This window comes from Inquilinus sp. NPDC058860, from assembly GCF_042743185.1.
GTDB lineage: Bacteria > Pseudomonadota > Alphaproteobacteria > DSM-16000 > Inquilinaceae > Inquilinus.
In genome coordinates, this window is the sequence record NZ_JBHYMS010000023.1 from 1 (window position 1) to 15,440 (window position 15,440).

13 protein-coding genes are annotated in these 15,440 nt (G+C 72.0%); 7 read left to right on the forward strand and 6 right to left on the reverse strand.

Features of this window, described 5'->3' with window-relative positions:
• Nucleotides 1–142 precede the first annotated feature (142 nt).
• The gene (locus ACFW16_RS17255; RefSeq protein WP_380307133.1) at nucleotides 143–2,929 is read left to right on the forward strand and encodes an ATP-dependent DNA helicase; all 2,787 of its coding nucleotides are present in this window, start codon (nucleotides 143–145) and stop codon (nucleotides 2,927–2,929) included.
• A complete protein-coding gene (locus ACFW16_RS17260; RefSeq protein WP_380307135.1) occupies nucleotides 2,926–3,165 on the forward strand; it encodes a type II toxin-antitoxin system Phd/YefM family antitoxin in 240 nt (79 codons plus the stop codon). The genes ACFW16_RS17255 and ACFW16_RS17260 overlap by 4 nt, the downstream gene beginning before the upstream one ends.
• A 243-nt stretch (nucleotides 3,166–3,408) precedes the next feature.
• Here ACFW16_RS17260 and ACFW16_RS17265 read toward each other — a convergent pair whose 3' ends face one another.
• From ACFW16_RS17265 to ACFW16_RS17285, 5 genes are all read right to left on the reverse strand, one after another.
• Entirely contained in the window at nucleotides 3,409–4,794 is a 1,386-nt protein-coding gene (locus tag ACFW16_RS17265; protein WP_380307137.1) for a serine hydrolase, read from the reverse strand.
• A 40-nt stretch (nucleotides 4,795–4,834) separates the two neighbouring features.
• Nucleotides 4,835–5,608: an alpha/beta hydrolase gene (locus tag ACFW16_RS17270; RefSeq protein ID WP_380307139.1), complete on the reverse strand. Its 774-nt coding sequence runs from the start codon at nucleotides 5,606–5,608 to the stop codon at nucleotides 4,835–4,837.
• Nucleotides 5,605–7,062, reverse strand: coding sequence for a glycogen synthase GlgA (gene glgA / locus ACFW16_RS17275; protein ID WP_380307141.1), 1,458 nt, complete (start codon nucleotides 7,060–7,062; stop codon nucleotides 5,605–5,607). The genes ACFW16_RS17270 and glgA overlap by 4 nt, the downstream gene beginning before the upstream one ends.
• A 247-nt stretch (nucleotides 7,063–7,309) precedes the next feature.
• Complete coding sequence (gene glgC / locus ACFW16_RS17280; protein ID WP_380307143.1) at nucleotides 7,310–8,572, reverse strand: glucose-1-phosphate adenylyltransferase; 1,263 nt, start codon at nucleotides 8,570–8,572, stop codon at nucleotides 7,310–7,312.
• 102 nt (nucleotides 8,573–8,674) lie between these two features.
• Entirely contained in the window at nucleotides 8,675–9,628 is a 954-nt protein-coding gene (locus ACFW16_RS17285; RefSeq protein WP_380307145.1) for an AEC family transporter, read from the reverse strand.
• A gap of 179 nt (nucleotides 9,629–9,807) precedes the next feature.
• Between ACFW16_RS17285 and ACFW16_RS17290 the strand changes: the two genes are divergently transcribed.
• Together ACFW16_RS17290 and ACFW16_RS17295 are read left to right on the forward strand one after the other, a co-directional pair.
• Nucleotides 9,808–10,215 carry a tellurite resistance TerB family protein gene (locus tag ACFW16_RS17290; protein WP_380307147.1) on the forward strand — a complete coding sequence of 136 codons (408 nt, stop codon included), beginning with the start codon at nucleotides 9,808–9,810 and terminating at the stop codon, nucleotides 10,213–10,215.
• 48 nt (nucleotides 10,216–10,263) lie between these two features.
• On the forward strand, nucleotides 10,264–12,285 hold the full coding sequence (locus tag ACFW16_RS17295; RefSeq protein WP_380307148.1) for an alpha/beta fold hydrolase: 2,022 nt from the start codon (nucleotides 10,264–10,266) through the stop codon (nucleotides 12,283–12,285).
• Between the two features lie 131 nt (nucleotides 12,286–12,416).
• Here the strand turns inward: ACFW16_RS17295 and ACFW16_RS17300 are convergent, their stop codons facing one another.
• Nucleotides 12,417–13,388, reverse strand: coding sequence for a phosphoribosylaminoimidazolesuccinocarboxamide synthase (locus tag ACFW16_RS17300; protein ID WP_380307150.1), 972 nt, complete (start codon nucleotides 13,386–13,388; stop codon nucleotides 12,417–12,419).
• Nucleotides 13,389–13,514: 126 nt separating this feature from the next.
• Here ACFW16_RS17300 and pyrH point away from each other — a divergent pair, with 126 nt between their 5' ends.
• From pyrH to ACFW16_RS17315, 3 genes are all read left to right on the forward strand, one after another.
• Nucleotides 13,515–14,258, forward strand: a complete 744-nt coding sequence (gene pyrH / locus ACFW16_RS17305) for a UMP kinase (protein ID WP_380307152.1) — start codon at nucleotides 13,515–13,517, stop codon at nucleotides 14,256–14,258.
• A gap of 133 nt (nucleotides 14,259–14,391) precedes the next feature.
• Nucleotides 14,392–14,976 carry a carboxymuconolactone decarboxylase family protein gene (locus tag ACFW16_RS17310; protein WP_380307154.1) on the forward strand — a complete coding sequence of 195 codons (585 nt, stop codon included), beginning with the start codon at nucleotides 14,392–14,394 and terminating at the stop codon, nucleotides 14,974–14,976.
• 14 nt (nucleotides 14,977–14,990) lie between these two features.
• A complete protein-coding gene (locus tag ACFW16_RS17315) occupies nucleotides 14,991–15,377 on the forward strand; it encodes a rhodanese-like domain-containing protein (RefSeq protein WP_380307156.1) in 387 nt (128 codons plus the stop codon).
• Nucleotides 15,378–15,440: the final 63 nt, after the last annotated feature.

The window sequence follows — 15,440 nt, forward strand, 5'->3', positions numbered from 1 at the left end:
GCCCCCTCCCCCTAGCCCCCTCCCGCGAGGGGAGGGGGGACTCGATGGGTTGCGGCGCCGCCCGTCATATGCCCAGAACAATTCGTGATCGTGGAATGCGGTCGGGGCTGGTGCCGGCGCGGCGCGCCCCTATAGTGCGCGCATGATCGCGCCGCCCGCCCTCGCCTTCTCGCTGCCGGATGCCGAGCCGCTGGTGCTGGCGCCGGAGGGCGGCGTGCTGCTGAGCGCCGACGGCGAGCTGGTGACGCTGGACCCGGCGGCGCTGCGCCGGCGGGTCGACGGGCCGCCGCTGCTGCTGTGCCACGCCAAGGCCGTCGGCCGGCGCTGCGGGCTGGAGGTGCTGGGCGCCTTCGACCTCCTGGAGCTGTTCGCCTTCGCCCGGCCCGGCCGGTTCTGCGTGCCGACGCCGCGCGGCCTCGCGGCAGCGCTGGGCCTGCCGGTGCCCGGATCGCTGGAGGATGCGGCGATCGCCCTGCCGCGCCTGGCCGAGACGCTGCTGCGCGGCCTGTCGATCCCCGCCGCGGACGAGCGCAGCGACCCGGCGGCGCTGGCGGCGCGGATGGGCGAGGCCGGTTGGCCCTGGGCGCCCTTCGTGGCGCGGGCGCTGGGGCTGCGCGCCCCGGTCGAGGAGTCGCGCAAGCGCGGCGCCTACCAGGTCTGGGCGCATCTGCCGGAATGGGAGGCCGAGCCGCCGAACCCGCCGCCGTCGCAGCACGGGGTCGAGCCGCGCGAGGCCCGCGCCCGGCTGGCGCAGATGCTGGGCCAGGGCGCCGAGCCGCGGCCGCAGCAGGGCGACTATGCCGGCGCCGTCGCCGCCGCCTTCGCCCCCCGCCCGGCGCCGGACGAGCCGACCGTGGTGCTGGCGCAAGCGGGCACCGGCACCGGCAAGACGCTGGGCTACCTGGCCCCGGCCACGGTCTGGGCGCAGAAGAACGGCGCGCCGGTGTGGGTGTCGACCTACACCCGCAACCTGCAGCACCAGATCGACGGCGAGATGGACCGGCTGTTCCCGGACCCGGTCTTGAAGGCCCGCCAGGTGGTGCTGCGCAAGGGGCGCGAGAACTACCTGTGCCTCTTGAACTACGAGGATGCGGTGCGCGGCCTGGCGCTGAACCCGCGCGACGCGGTGCCGCTGGGCCTGATGGCGCGCTGGGCCGCGGCGACGCGCGACGGCGACCTGACCGGCGGCGACTTCCCCGGCTGGCTGGGCGACATCATCGGCCGGCCGAACAGCACGGCCCTGGCCGACCGGCGCGGCGAGTGCATCCATTCCGGCTGCCCGCATTACAGCCGCTGCTTCATCGAGCGCGGCATCCGCAGGGCGCGCAAGGCACAGATCGTGATCGCCAACCACGCGCTGGTGATGATCCAGGCGGCGCTGGGCGGGGCGGACGACCGCGACGCGCCCAGCCGCTTCGTCTTCGACGAGGGGCACCACCTGTTCGAGGCGGCGGATTCGGCCTTCGCCGGCCACCTGACCGGGCTGGAGGCCACCGACCTGCGGCGCTGGCTGCTGGGCCATGAGGAGGGCGGGCGCCGGGCCAGCCGCGGCCGCGGGCTGAAGCGGCGGGTGGAGGATCTGCTGCCGGGCGAGGAGGCGCTGGCGGCGGTGGACGACATCGAGCGCGCCGCCCGCGCCCTGCCCGGCCCCGGCTGGGGCCGGCGCATCCATGGCGACGACCCGCGCGGCCCGGCCGAGCGCTTCCTGGCGCTGACCCGCACCCAGGTCTATGCCCGGGCCCAGGGCGCCGACGGGCCCTACAGCCTGGAATGCGACACCACCGATCCGGTGGAGGGGCTGGTCGACGCCGCCCGGGCGCTGGACGCCGCCCTGGCCGAGCTGCAGGCGCCGCTGCAGGCGCTGGCCCGGTCCTTCCGCGACCGGCTGGACGAGGAGGCCGGGTCGCTGGACCCGAACCAGCGCCAGCGGCTGGATGCCGCCGCCCGGTCGCTGGACCGGCGGGCGAAGATGGAGATCGGCGGCTGGCGCGGCATGCTGTCGTCCCTGAGCGAGCCGACGCCGCCCTGGCTGGTCGACTGGTTCGGGGTCGAGCGGGTGGAGGGGCGCGAGCTCGATTTCGGCTTCTACCGCCACTATGTCGACCCGACGCGGCCGTTCGTCGACGCGCTGGTGCGGCAGGCGCATGGCGTGGTCGTCACCTCCGCCACCCTGACCGACGGCGCCGGCGACGACCCCGACGACTGGCGGGCGGCGGAGGACCGCACCGGCGCCGGCCACCTGCCGCGGCCGGCGATCCGCGCCCAGGTGGCCTCGCCCTTCGACTACCCGGCGCTGACCCGCGTGCTGATCGTGCGCGACGTGCGCAAGGACGACCTGGAGCAGGTCGGCGCCGCCTATCGCGAGCTGTTCCTGGCGGCGGGCGGCGGCGCGCTGGGGCTGTTCACCGCGGTCAGCCGGCTGCGCGCGGTGCACCACGCCCTGGCCCCGGCGCTGCAGGCGGCGGGGCTGCCGCTCTACGCCCAGCATCTCGACGGCATGGATGTCGGCACGCTGGTCGACATCTTCCGCGGCGAGACCGACGCCTGCCTCCTGGGCACCGATGCGGTGCGCGACGGCGTCGACGTGCCGGGCCGGGCGCTGCGCCTCATGGTGTTCGACCGGGTGCCCTGGCCGCGGCCCGACATCCTGTCGCGCGCCCGCGGCGGCCATTTCGGCCGGCAGCGCTGGACCGACATGCAGACCCGCTTCCGCCTGAAGCAGGCCTTCGGCCGGCTGGTGCGGCGGGCCGACGACCGCGGCGTCTTCGTGCTGCTGGACCCGATGATGCCGACCCGCCTGTGCACCGCCTTCCCGCCCGGCGTCGAGGTGCAGCGCATCGGCCTGGCCGAGGCGGTGGCGATCACGAAGAAGTTCCTGGCCCTTGAGCCGCCAGCCGCTGTCACTCATTTGGACAGGAGTGTCGAATGAGCTGGCGGCTGCGCGATGCGAGAGACCGGTTCAGCGAACTGGTCGAGAAGGCGCTGACCGAAGGCCCGCAGCGTGTGACTCGTCGCGGCAAGCCGGCGGTGGTCGTGATCTCCGAGGCCGAGTACCGCAAGCTGATCAAGCCCGGCCGCAGCTTCGTGGATCATCTGCTGGCCGCGCCGAAGGTCGACATCGAGATCGAGCGGGTGAACGTCCCGCTCCGTGACGTCGATCTGTGACGCTTCTTCGCGCTGCCTCTCCCGCAAGCGAGACTTTTCTACAACGCCCGTTCCCTCTTCGTCATTGCGAGGAGGCGAAGCCGACGAAGCAATCCAGGAGCCAATGCGAGTGGCCCTGGATTGCTTTGCTGCGCTCGCAATGACGGTGTTGGGAGTTGTGAGAAGGTTTCGCAAGCGGGAGAGGTAACAACTCACCGTCTTGATGCGATGGAATGACCCGAGCCGGCCTGAACCTACTCCGCTCTAATCCGCGATCCGCTCCGCCGGCTGGTCGCGCCCGCCCTGGTGCAAGACCAGCCGGGTCGCACGGCCCGACCCGTCCACCTCGAAGGTGATCTGGGCGTCGACCACCTTGTAGAAGAACTCCCGCTCGCCCTCCGGGAAGATCTCAAACCTCTCCTGCCCGGTGGCCTGGGCCATCAGCCGGTCGCCGTCCCGCGTCACCGTGAGGATGAAGTCCGGCGCCAGCCGGTAGCGCCCGACATAGGCGTCGAACAGCGCGGGATCGACGGCGACCTGGTGGTGCGGCTTCGGCGGCGAGGACAGCGGCAGCGTGGGGTCCAGCAGGTGGAAGCCGATGTCGTCGACGCCGATTTCGGTCGAGGTGTTCGACAGCGCGACGACGCCGATCCGGGCCTTGCGCAGGAAGCCGACGAAGGAGCGGTAGCCGCCGGTGCCGCCATTGTGCCAGACCAGCTCGTCCTCGCCGCGGGGCATCACCATCCAGCCCAGCGCCACCTGGCCGCCCTTGGCGCCGTCGCGGCGGACCGCCAGCATGTCGTCCATCGCCGGCCGCAGAGGCGAATCGTCATAGCCCATTACGGCGCCGAGGAAGGCCAGCAGGTCGTTCGCGGTCGAGCGCAGCGCGCCGGCCCCGGCCAGGGTCGGCAGATACCAGTTGGGCACGGTCTCAAGCGCTGCGTCATGGCCCGGGGCGAGGCGGGCCTGCAGGTTGGGCGGCAGCTCGATGGCAGTGCTGCGCAGCCCGAGCGGTTCGACGATCCGAGTACGGACCAGCGTCTCGTAATCGGTGCCGGCGCGGTACGCCAGCGCCTGGCCGAGCAGCCCGGCGCCGAGATTGGAGTATTCGAATTCGGCGCCGACATCGCGAGGAAGGCGATAGCCGGACAGGAAGTCGAAGAGCTGCGCCTGCGTGTAGTCGGCATAGGGATCCCGGGGATCGCGCGGGGCGAAGTTCGCCGGCATCCGCGGCAGGCCCGAGGTATGGGTGGCGAGATCGACGAGGGTGATCGCCCGGCCGCGTTCCGGCACGCGGACCCCGACGGGCAGGTGCTGCGCCACCGGGTCGTCCAGCGCCACCTCGCCCTCCCGCGCCATCCCGGCCAGCAGCAGAGCCGTGAACACCTTGGTCACCGAGCCGATCTCGAAGACGGTATCGCCGTCCGGGATCCGCGGGTCGTCCCGGTCCAGCCGGCCATAGGAGACGATGCGCCGCCCCTCCGGCCCGATCACCCCGACCACGATGCCGACGCCCTGCTGCCTGGTATCGATCCGATCGACCAGCATGGCGCGGATCTCGGCATCCGGCGGCATCGGCGAGGGCGCCTGGGCGCCGGCCACGGCTGTCATCAGGCAGAGCCCTCCGGTCAGGATCAGGGATCGCAGCATCGCCAGCTCCGGCGGAAGGTGAGGATCTGGGAACGGCAGCCTATTTCGACGAGGCCAGCGTCGCCACCTCCGCCACCGCCTGCCCCAGCAGCGCCAGGTCCTGGGGCCGCGACAGGCGGTGGTCGCCGTCCTTGACCAGGGTCAGGCGGACATCCGGGCCGGACAGCGCCTCGGCCAGCCTGAGGCTCTGGCGCCAGGGCACGTCGGGGTCGGCCAGGCCGTGCAGCAGGCGCACCGGGCCGGCGACGGGCACCGGGCCGCGCAGCAGCAGGTGCGATCGCGCCTCCGTGATCAGCCGCCAGGTGATGCGGTAGGGGCCGTCGCCATAGGCCGAGGGGCGGTCGACGAAGCCGTCGCGGCGCATCCGCGCCAGCCCCATCTCGCCCAGCGCCGGCAGCATCAAATCCTCGGTGAAGTCGGGCGCGGCGGCGATTCCGACCAGCCCCGCCACCCGGCCCGGCCGGGCCAGCGCGGCACAGGCGGCGACCCAGGCGCCCATCGACGAGCCGACCAGGATCTGCGGCCCCTCGGTCAGCCGGTCGAGCACCAGGAGCGCGTCGGCGATCCAGTCGCCCAGCACCAGATCCTGGAACACGCCTCCGGAGGCGCCATGGCCGCGATAGTCGAAGCGCAGGAAGGACAGGCCGCGGTCGGCGGCGAAGCCGTCGAGGAAGCCGGCCTTCTCCCCCGCCATCGAGGAGCGGAAGCCGCCGCAGAACACCAGGCCGGGCCGGCCGTCGGGGAGGCCGGAGCGGCGGCGCCAGGCGACCGGCGTGCCGTCGGCCGCCGGGAGGGTTCCGGTGTCTTCCGTCATGGCGTCGCCAACAGGTCGCGGTAGAGGGCCACGTAGTCGACGGCGGCCCGGTCCCAGCTGAAATCCTGGGCCATGGCGCGGCGCTGCAGCTGCGCCCACAGCGCCCGGTCGCGCCACAGGCCGCAGACCCAGCTGATGGTGCCGGCCAGGGCCGGGGCGGTCGGGTCGTCGAAGCCGAAGCCGGTGGCGCGGTCCTCGACGATGGCGTCGTGGCTGGCATTGACCACGGTGTCGGCCAGGCCGCCGGTGCGGCGCACCAGCGGCAAGGTGCCGTAGCGCAGCGCGTACATCTGGGTCAGGCCGCAGGGCTCGGTGCGCGACGGCACCAGCAGCACGTCGGCGCCGGCCTGCAGCAGATGCGACAGCGCCTCGTCATAGCCGATGCGGACGGCGACCCGGCCGGGATGCGCGGCCGCGGCGGCCTGGAAGCCGGCCTCGAGCCCGGCGTCGCCGGAGCCGAGCAGCGCCAGCCGGCCGCCGCCCGCGACCAGCGCCGGGATGGAGTCCAGCAGCAGGTCGCAGCCCTTCTGCCCGGTCAGCCGGCTGACCATGGCGAAGAGCGGCGAGCCGTCATCCTCCGGCAGGCCGAACTCGCGCAGCAGCGCCGCCTTCGACAGCGCCTTGCCGGACAGGTCGTCCGGCCCGTAGGGCGCCGGCAGATGCGGATCGACCGCCGGGTCCCAGACGCCGTAATCGGTGCCGTTGACGATGCCGACCAGGTCGGACGCGCGGGCGGCCAGCAGCCCGGACAGGGCATAGCCGTAGTCCGGCGTCTGGATCTCCTGCGCATAGGTGCGGCTGACCGTGGTGATGCGGTCGGCGTAGTGGAGCCCGGCCTTGAGGAAGCCGACGTCGCCGAAATACTCCAGCCCGTCGATCGACAGGCTGTCGGGCGGCAGGCCGAGCTCCGCCGCCGTCGCGGCCGGGAACCAGCCGGGGAAGCCGATGTTGTGGATGGTCGTGACGGTGCGCGGGCGGATTGTGCCGGCGGCCTGGAACGACAGATAGGCCGGGGCGAGGCCGGCCTGCCAGTCATGGCCGTGCACGATGTCGGGCCGCCAGCGTGGGTCGGCGCCGAGGCCGAGGCGCGCCGCGGCCCAGCCGAGGGCGGCGAAGCGGCGGTGGTTGTCCGGCCAGTCCTGCCGGTCGGGGCCGAGATACGGGTTGCCGGGCCGGGCGAACAGGCCAGGGCAGTCGAGCACATAGGCCGGGACGGCGACGCCGTCGAGCTGGGCCAGCATCAGCTGCGCCGGGCCGCCGCCGAACAGGGCCGGATCCTCCAGCACCACCTCCGGCCGCCGCATCGCCTGCAGCACGGCGGGATAGGCCGGGACCAGGACCCTCGCGGCAATCCCGGCCGCCGCCAGCGCCGGCGGCAGCGCCCCGGCGACATCGGCCAGGCCGCCGGTCTTGACCAGCGGATAGATCTCCGACACAGCGTGCAGGACGTTCATCGATCCTCCGGACACGCCGGAGGCGCGTCGCCAGCCTCAACGAGTCCCCCCTCCCCTCGCGGGAGGGGGATAGGGGGGTCCTGCCGCAAGGACCGGCTTTTAGTACAGGCAAGGGCGCTCTGGTACCAAGCAAGCAATAGACTCATTCGCGCGCAGACGCGCGCAGCCCCCTCCCCCTGCCCCCCTCTCGCGAGGGGAGGGGGGACCAGAGAGCAAGCGGCGAGAGGCGCGGACGACATGGTCGCCGTCAATCCAGCGCGGCGATCATCGGCTGGGTGATCAGGACGATGCCGGTCTCGGTGCGGTAAAAGCGCTTGGCGTCGAGCTCAGGGTCCTCGCCGACCACCAGCCCTTCTGGGATCTTGACGCCGTGGTCCAGCACCACCCGGTTCAAGCGGGCGTGGCGGCCGATGTCGCATTCCGGCAGCACCACCGCCTCGTGCAGCCGGGCGAAGGAGTTGACCCGCACCTTCGAGAACAGCACCGATTGCCGGACGGTGGAGCCGGAGACGATGCAGCCGCCCGAGACGGTGCTGTTCACCGCCTTGCCGACCCGCGCCCCGTCCTCGAACACGAACTTCGCCGGCGGCAGCTGCTCCTGATAGGTGTAGATCGGCCAGTCCTGGTCGTAGAGGTCGAGCGCCGGGGTCACCGTGGTCAGGTCGATATTGGCTTCCCAGTAGGCGTCGATGGTGCCGACGTCGCGCCAGTAGGGCTCGGCGTAGCTCGGGTTCGGGATCGCGCTTTCGGAGAAGCGGTGGGCGCGGACATGGGCGGCGTCGACCAGGAAGGGCACGATGTTCTTGCCGAAATCGTGCTCCGAGGCCGGATCGGCGGCGTCGCGGCGCAGCTGCTCGGCCAGGAAGCGCATGCTGAAGACGTAGATGCCCATGCTGGCCAGCGCCGTGTCCGGCCGGCCCGGCATCGGCGGCGGGTCGGCCGGCTTCTCCAGGAAGCTGGTGACCCGCCACTGGTCGTTGACATGCATCACGCCGAAGGCCGTCGCCTCCATCCGCGGCACCTCGACACAGCCGACCGTGACGTCAGCGCCGGTGCGGACGTGATCCTCGATCATCGCCGCGTAGTCCATCTTGTAGACATGGTCGCCGGCCAGGATCAGCACATGGTCCGGCCCCTCGGCCTCGAAGATGTCGAGATTCTGCCAGACCGCGTCGGCGGTGCCGCGGTACCACATCGCCTCGTCCACCCGCTGCTGCGCCGGCAGCAGGTCGACGAATTCGTGCATCTCGGCCCGCAGATAGCCCCAGCCGCGCTGCAGGTGGCGCAAGAGGCTGTGCGATTTGTACTGGGTCAGCACATAGATGCGGCGGATGCCGGAGTTGATGCAGTTCGACAGGGCGAAGTCGATGATCCGGAACTTGCCGCCGAAATAGACCGCGGGCTTGGCCCTGCGGTCGGTCAGCTGCTTCAGCCGGCTGCCCCTGCCGCCGGCGAGGACCAGGGCGATCGTGCGCTTCGGAAGCTGGCGGATCGGGCCGTCGTCACGCATCCAGGGGTCCTCCCGGCTTCACTGTTTCCGGCAGAGTAACACCAGCTTTCGCGATCCGGCACCGCCCGTTTTCGGCAAATTTTGTCTGTTTCCGCCGGGACGTCAGCCGGCCGGGAATTGCGGCGCGTAGATCGCCAGCAGCAGCGACAGGGTGAGCACCGAGACCACGGTCGAGACCAGGATCACCGCCGAGGTGCGCTCGACATAGACGCCGTAACGCTGGGCGATCACGAAGGTCAGCGCCCCGGTCGGCAGCGCCGCCAGGATCACCGCGCTGGCGGTCCAGAACGGGTCCATCGGGAAGACGGTCGCGGCCAGGCCCCAGGTGATCAGCGGCTGCCACACGAGCTTGAGCACCGAGATCCAGCCGACCTCGCCGAGGCCGGTGCGCAGCGTCTGGCTGGCCATGAACAGGCCGATGGCGAAGAGGGCGCAGGGGCTGGCGGCGGCGCCGAGCAGCGACAGCAGCGTCGCCAGCGGCGCCGGCACGGCGAGGCCGGCCCAGGACCAGGCGACGCCCAGCACCGGCGCCACCACCAGCGGGTTCTTCAGGAGCGCCAGCGCCACGTCGCGGAGCGCGTGGAGGATGCCGCGGCCGCGGCTGCCGGTCAGCTCGAGCACCACCACGGCGAGGCCGACGCAGGCCACGCTCATGATCACGGTCGCCAGCGACGCCGGCGGCAGGCCGCGGGCCGGGCCGAAGGCGGCGGCGAAGAGCGGGATGCCCATATAGCCGGTGTTGGAGAAGCCGGCGTTCATGCCCTGCATCGTCGCCTCGCCGGCATCGGCGCGGTGGATCAGGGCGCCGAGCACGGTGCCGAGCAGCCACACGGCCAGGATGCCGCCGAGGAAGGCGCCGACGAAGTTGAGGTTGACGATCTCGGCGACCGGGGTGCGGGCCATCGCCAGGAACAGGAGCGCCGGCAGCGCGATCCAGTAGACGAAGCCGTTCAGCGCCTCCGACTGGGCCCGGCCGAGCAGCCGGATGCGCCCGGCGAAGACGCCGAGGAAGATGACGCCGAAGACCGGCAACGCCACGTCGATCACTGCCTGCATGGCGCCCCTCATGCCATGCCGGGCCGGGGCGGGGAAGGGCGGCGGGGAAAGGCTGGGTTGCAAAACAGCGTTCCGGGCGGCCGCGCCGGCCGGAACTGCCCTCGCCTTGACGCCCCGCGGCGTTCCGCGCCATATCCGGGGCGATCCTTCCCGCGACTCGCAGGCCAGCGGAGACTGCCATGACGACCGACGCCCACGGCGCCCTGATCTACACCATGGTGCTCGCCTCCGTGGCCGACAAGAACATGACCGACGCGGAGGTCGAGACGCTGTCGGAGATGGTGCGGTTCCTGCCGGTGTTCCGCGGTTTCGACATCGACCGCATCCCGGACCTGACCCGCGACTGCATCGAGCTGCTGCAGGAGGATGACGGCATCGACCGCGCCCTCGACATCATCGCCGGGACGCTGCCGGACCATCTGCGCGAGACCGCCTATGCCATCGCCTGCGATTCGATCGCCGCGGACGGCCGCGCCAGCCAGCCGGAGCTGCGCCTGCTGGAGCTGATGCGCGACAAGTTCCAGGTCGACCGGCTGGTGGCGTCGGCGATCGAGCGGGGGTCGCGCGCCCGGCACCGGAGTTTGTAACCGCGAGCGGCCGGGGGCCGCCGACGCCGCCGACAAAGGGGGAGGCTCATGCGCACGTCCGGCAGGTTCTGGGCCGCCGCGGCCCTGCTGGCCGCCGCGGGCGGCGCGGTGGCCCAGGAGCAGGCCGCCCCTGCGCCGCCCCCCGCTCCTGCCGAAGCCCCGGCCGCGACGATCCAGGTCGGCGGCGTCACCCTGACCGCCTGCCAGCCCGATTTCGGCGGCTTCTGCGGCCGGATCGACCGGCCGCTCGACCCCGCCGGCACGCTGCCCGGCGCGGTGGCGGTCGGCTTCGAATTCTACCCGCACCGCGATGCCGGCCAGCCGGCCGAGGGCGTGATCCTGGCCCAAGAAGGCGGGCCCGGCTATTCCTCCACCGGCACGCGCGAAGGCTATCTGCGGCTGTTCGAGCCGCTGCGCGACCGGCGCGACGTGCTGCTGGTCGACAAGCGCGGCACCGGCCTGTCCGACCCGATCGAGTGCCAGGCGCTGCAGGAGGCCGGCGAGTTCGTGCCCGCCGCGATCGCCGCCTGCGCCAGGCAGCTGGGGCCCGCCGCCTGGATGTACGGCACCGCGCCCGCGGCCGACGACGTGGCGGCGGTGCTGGACGCGCTGCGGATCGGCAAGGTCGACTATTACGGCGACAGCTACGGCACCTGGTTCGGCCAGGTCTTCGCCCAGCGCCACCCGGACCGGCTGCGCACCATCGTGCTGGACAGCGCCTATCCGACCATCGGCCTGTCGCCCTGGTTCGAGACCGAATGGGCGACGGCGCGCGACGGCTTCGAGCTGGCGTGCCGGCGCTCGCCCAGCTGCCGGGCGCTCGGCGGCCGGTCGCTCGACCGGATCGAGCGGCTGGCGGCGGCGCTGCGGGCCAAGCCGGGCAAGGCCGAGGCGCCGGACGGCGACGGCAACACCATCGGCATCGCGGTCGACGCCCCGACCCTGTTCCTGACCATGAACAGCGCCGGCGGCAGCCCGACCTTCTATCGCGAGCTGGACGCCGCGGCGCGCGCCTATCTGGATGCGGGCGACCCGGCGCCGCTGCACCGGCTGATGGCCGAGGCCTCGTCCTGGAACACGCCGGGCAGCGACCCGGCCGCCTTCTCCACCGCCCTCTACGTCGCCGTGGTGTGCAGCGACTATCCGCGGCTGTTCCGCGCCGACGCGTCGCGGGCCGAGCGGCGGCGCCAGCTGATGCGCGCCACGGCGCAGAAGCAGGCGACCGAGCGCGGGGTCTACGCCCCCTTCACCATCGCCGAGGTCGACGGCTCGCCGCACAAATGGGAGCGGCGCGATTTGTGCCTCGACTGGCCGGCGCCGCCGAAGGGTGTGGTTCCGGGCACCGCCGCCGACCCGAAGGTGCCGTTCCCGAACGTGCCGGTGCTGGTGCTGTCGGGCGACATCGACAGCGTCACCTCGCCGATCGAGGGGCTGGAGGCGGCGCGGCTGTTTCCGGACGCGACCTATGTGCCGGTGCGCAACGTGACCCACATCACCGCGATCACCGACCAGGCGATCTTCGTGCCGCCGAAGGGCGCCGACGCCACCGGCTGCGTCGCCCCGATCGTGCTGAACTTCGTGCGCTCGGGCGGCGATGCCGGCGACACCTCCTGCACCCAGCGGATCCGGCCGATCCGCACCGTGCCGGCCTTCGCGGCGAAGGCGGCCGACGTCGCCCCGGCTGGCGCCGTTGCCGGCAATGCAGCGACCGACGCCGATCTGCGCCTGGCCTCGGCGGCCGCGGAGACGGCGGGCGACGTGCTGGCGCGCTACTTCGTCAACTCGGGCGGCAGCGGCGTCGGGCTGCGCGGCGGTCGCTTCACCTTCGAGGCTTTCGACGCCGGCTATGCCTTCGCCCTCGACCGCGTGCGCTGGGCCGAGGACCTGGCCGTGTCCGGCACGATCCGCTGGGACCAGTCGACTGGCGACGTCACCGCCGAGCTGACACTGGAGGGCGCGGCCACCGGCACGCTGACGCTGGCCTGGAACGACCGCGACACCGACGCCATGGCCCGCATCACGGGAACGATCGACGGGCGGACTGTGGCGGCGGAGCGGATTGCGCCTTAGGCGCTCAGGCCTCTCTTGCTGTCATTGCCGGGCTTGACCCGGCAATCCAGGGGCCACCCAGAGCAGCCCCGACATTCTCTGGATGCCCGGGTCAAGCCCGGGCATGACAGTTGGGGGTTTGAATCGCGGGTTCAGAAGTACTGCGCCAGATTCTCCCGGATCCGGTCCAGCACCGGCCGCTCCCGGTCCGGCATCTCGAAGCGGTGGCCGGTGATGGTCTCGCAGGCGCGGACATAGACCTGCGCGGTGGCGCGGATCACCTCGGCCGGGATCTCCGGGATCGGGTCCTTGTACGGGTCGCAGCGCGCCGCCACCCAGCTGCGGACGAAATCCTTGTCGAAGCTGTCCGGCCGCTCGCCGCGGGCGAAGCGGTCCTCGTAGCTGTCCGCCAGCCAGTAGCGGCTGCTGTCCGGGGTGTGGATCTCGTCGGCCAGGACGATGCGGCCCTCGGCGTCGGTGCCGAACTCGTACTTCGTGTCGACCAGGATCAGCCCGTGCCGGGCGGCGATCTGCTGGCCGCGGGCGAACAGCGCGAAGGCATAGTCGCTGAGCTGCTGCCATTGCGCCGCGGTCAGCAGGCCCTGGCTGACGATCTCCTCCGGCGTCAGCGGCTCGTCATGGCCGCCGTCGAAGGCCTTGCTGGTCGGGGTGATGATCGGCTGCGGCAGCTTCTGGTTGTCGCGCAGCCCGTCGGGCAGCTGGATGCCGTACATCCGGCGCTGGCCGGCCTTGTAGAGCGTCAGGATCGAGGTGCCGGTGGTGCCGGCGAGATAGTCGCGGACCACGATCTCGACCGGCAGGATGTCGAGCCTGCGGCCGACCACGACATTCGGGTCGGGATAGTCCAGGACATGGTTCGGGCAGATGTCGCGCGTCTCTTCGAACCAGAAGCGCGCGGTCTGGGTCAGCACCTGGCCCTTCAGCGGGATGATCGCGAGGATCCGGTCGAAGGCGCTGATCCGGTCGGTGGCGATGATGATGCGCCGCCCGTCCGGCAGATCGTAGTTGTCGCGCACCTTGCCGCGGTAATGGGCCGGCAGCTCCGGGATCGTCGCATCGGCGAGCACCGGATAGGGGCGATCGTCCAGGGCCGTGAAATCCATGGGTCTCGTTCCATCGGGAAGGTCGGCGAAATCTTTAACGCGGCCGGGTTCCGCATACACCCGAAATCGGGCAGTCTGGATCGGTGCCGACCTGAGCGGTGCCCAGCGAGACGAGCGGAGGGCACGATGGCGCATTCCCCCAGGCGGCTGCTGCTGAAGCTGAGCGGCGGCGCCATGGCCGGCGCGGACGGGTCGATCTTCGGCGCCGCCGCGATCGACCACATCGTCGGCGAGATCCTGGCGGTGCACGAGTTGGGCATCCAGATCGCCGTGGTGATCGGCGGCGGCAACGTGTTCCGCGGCCGCGTCTCCGACGCCTGGCACATCGAGCGGGCGGAGGCCGACAACATCGGCATGCTGGGCACCATGGTCAATGCGGTGATGCTGCGCGCGGCGCTGACCGCGCGGTCCGCCGAGGTGCGGGTGATGAGCGCGGTGCCGATCCCGTCGATGGCCGAGCCCTATATCCGGCTGCGGGCCGACCGGCACCTGGCCAAGGGCGCCATCGTCGTCCTGGCCGGCGGCAACGGCCAGCCCTATGTCACCACCGACTACCCGGCGGTGCAGCGGGCGATCGAGCTGCGCTGCGATGCGGTGCTGGCGGCCAAGGACGGGGTCGACGGCGTGTTCACCGCCGATCCCCGGACCGACCCGGCCGCGCGCAAATACGCCAGCCTGGCCTTCGCCGACGCGATCGCGCAGGAGCTGCGGGTGATGGACCAGTCGGCGATCCTGCTGGCGCGCGACCACGGGCTGCCGCTGCACGTCTTCGCCTTCGACCGGCCGGGCGCGATGCAGCGGATCTGCCGCGGCGAGCCGATCGGGACGCTGATCGCTCCCGGCGCGGCCACGGTGCTGGCAGACTGCTGAGCCCATAATCCGGCACAATTGTCACCTCCCATTCGGGAGATTGACGGCCCCTGGCCCGCTCCCGATCCTGATCGGCAGTGATCCGAGGTCGGGACCGCCGCGGCGACCGCTCGGCTGGCTGGAGATGCTTTGCATGTTCGTGGAAACGATCAGGGAAGAGGACGCGACCGGCGAGGTCGCTGAGTCCTATGCGGCGGACCGGGCGCGGCTCGGCTTCGTCATGTCGGCCACGACCTGCTGGACCGCGCGGCCCGACCTGCTGCCGGCCTGGGAGGCGTTCTACGCCCAGGTGAAGGCCAGCTTCTCCCTGTCGCCGCGCGACTGGCGGCTGATCACCTTCATCGCCGCCAAGCAGGTGCCGTCGACCTACTGCTCGATGGTCTATGGCAGGATGCTGGTGGACGACCTGGGATCGCGGGACAAGGTGCTGGCGGTGCAGGCCGATTTCCGGACCGCCGGGCTCGGCGAGCGCGACACCGCCATGCTGGCCTATGCCGACGCCGTGGCCCGCGATGCCTCGCGCATCACCCGGCAGGACGTCGACGCGCTGCGGGCCGCCGGCTTCCGCGACGTGCAGATTGCCGACATCGCGCTGTGCGCTTCGCTGCGCTGCTTCATGGCCCGGTTCTTCGACGCCACCGGCGCCGGGCCCGAGGCCGCCTTCATCGACCCGGACGGCTTCGCCATCGCGCTCGCCGTCGGGCGCAAACCCTCGTAACCCAGGAGGCCCCCATGACGACATCGGTCAAGGAGCTGCTGGCCGCCGCCAACGCCGCGGTGCCGAGAGTCACCCGCGAGGAGGCGGCGGCGCTGATCCAGGGCGGCGCCCTGGTGGTCGACGTGCGCGACGCGCCGGAGCTGAAAGCAGGCAAGATCGCGGGCGCCACGCATGTCTCCCGCGGCATGCTGGAGTTCCGCGCCGACCCGGAGTCGCCGTATCACGACCCGGCCTTCCGCCGCGACCGGACGGTGATCCTGTACTGCGCCTCCGGCGGCCGGTCGGCCCTGGCCGGCAAGGCGCTGCAGGATCTCGGCTACACCGACGTCCGCAACCTCGGCGCCTTCAAGGACTGGGCCGAGGCCGGCGGGGCGGTGGAGGCGGTTGCGGACAAGGGGTGAGGCCGTCCTCACAGCCAGAGCGCGTTGCCTCTCCCGCCTGGCGGGAGAGAGCGGCAACGCGAG

What these genes read in the sequence shown, in the direction of transcription:
- ACFW16_RS17255 (WP_380307133.1), top strand. Translation starts at nt 143, where the DNA reads ATGATCGCGCCGCCCGCCCTCGCCTTCTCGCTGCCGGATGCCGAGCCG.
- ACFW16_RS17260 (WP_380307135.1), top strand. Translation starts at nt 2,926, where the DNA reads ATGAGCTGGCGGCTGCGCGATGCGAGAGACCGGTTCAGCGAACTGGTC.
- ACFW16_RS17265 (WP_380307137.1), bottom strand. Translation starts at nt 4,794, where the DNA reads ATGCTGCGATCCCTGATCCTGACCGGAGGGCTCTGCCTGATGACAGCC.
- ACFW16_RS17270 (WP_380307139.1), bottom strand. Translation starts at nt 5,608, where the DNA reads ATGACGGAAGACACCGGAACCCTCCCGGCGGCCGACGGCACGCCGGTC.
- glgA (WP_380307141.1), bottom strand. Translation starts at nt 7,062, where the DNA reads ATGAACGTCCTGCACGCTGTGTCGGAGATCTATCCGCTGGTCAAGACC.
- glgC (WP_380307143.1), bottom strand. Translation starts at nt 8,572, where the DNA reads ATGCGTGACGACGGCCCGATCCGCCAGCTTCCGAAGCGCACGATCGCC.
- ACFW16_RS17285 (WP_380307145.1), bottom strand. Translation starts at nt 9,628, where the DNA reads ATGCAGGCAGTGATCGACGTGGCGTTGCCGGTCTTCGGCGTCATCTTC.
- ACFW16_RS17290 (WP_380307147.1), top strand. Translation starts at nt 9,808, where the DNA reads ATGACGACCGACGCCCACGGCGCCCTGATCTACACCATGGTGCTCGCC.
- ACFW16_RS17295 (WP_380307148.1), top strand. Translation starts at nt 10,264, where the DNA reads ATGCGCACGTCCGGCAGGTTCTGGGCCGCCGCGGCCCTGCTGGCCGCC.
- ACFW16_RS17300 (WP_380307150.1), bottom strand. Translation starts at nt 13,388, where the DNA reads ATGGATTTCACGGCCCTGGACGATCGCCCCTATCCGGTGCTCGCCGAT.
- pyrH (WP_380307152.1), top strand. Translation starts at nt 13,515, where the DNA reads ATGGCGCATTCCCCCAGGCGGCTGCTGCTGAAGCTGAGCGGCGGCGCC.
- ACFW16_RS17310 (WP_380307154.1), top strand. Translation starts at nt 14,392, where the DNA reads ATGTTCGTGGAAACGATCAGGGAAGAGGACGCGACCGGCGAGGTCGCT.
- ACFW16_RS17315 (WP_380307156.1), top strand. Translation starts at nt 14,991, where the DNA reads ATGACGACATCGGTCAAGGAGCTGCTGGCCGCCGCCAACGCCGCGGTG.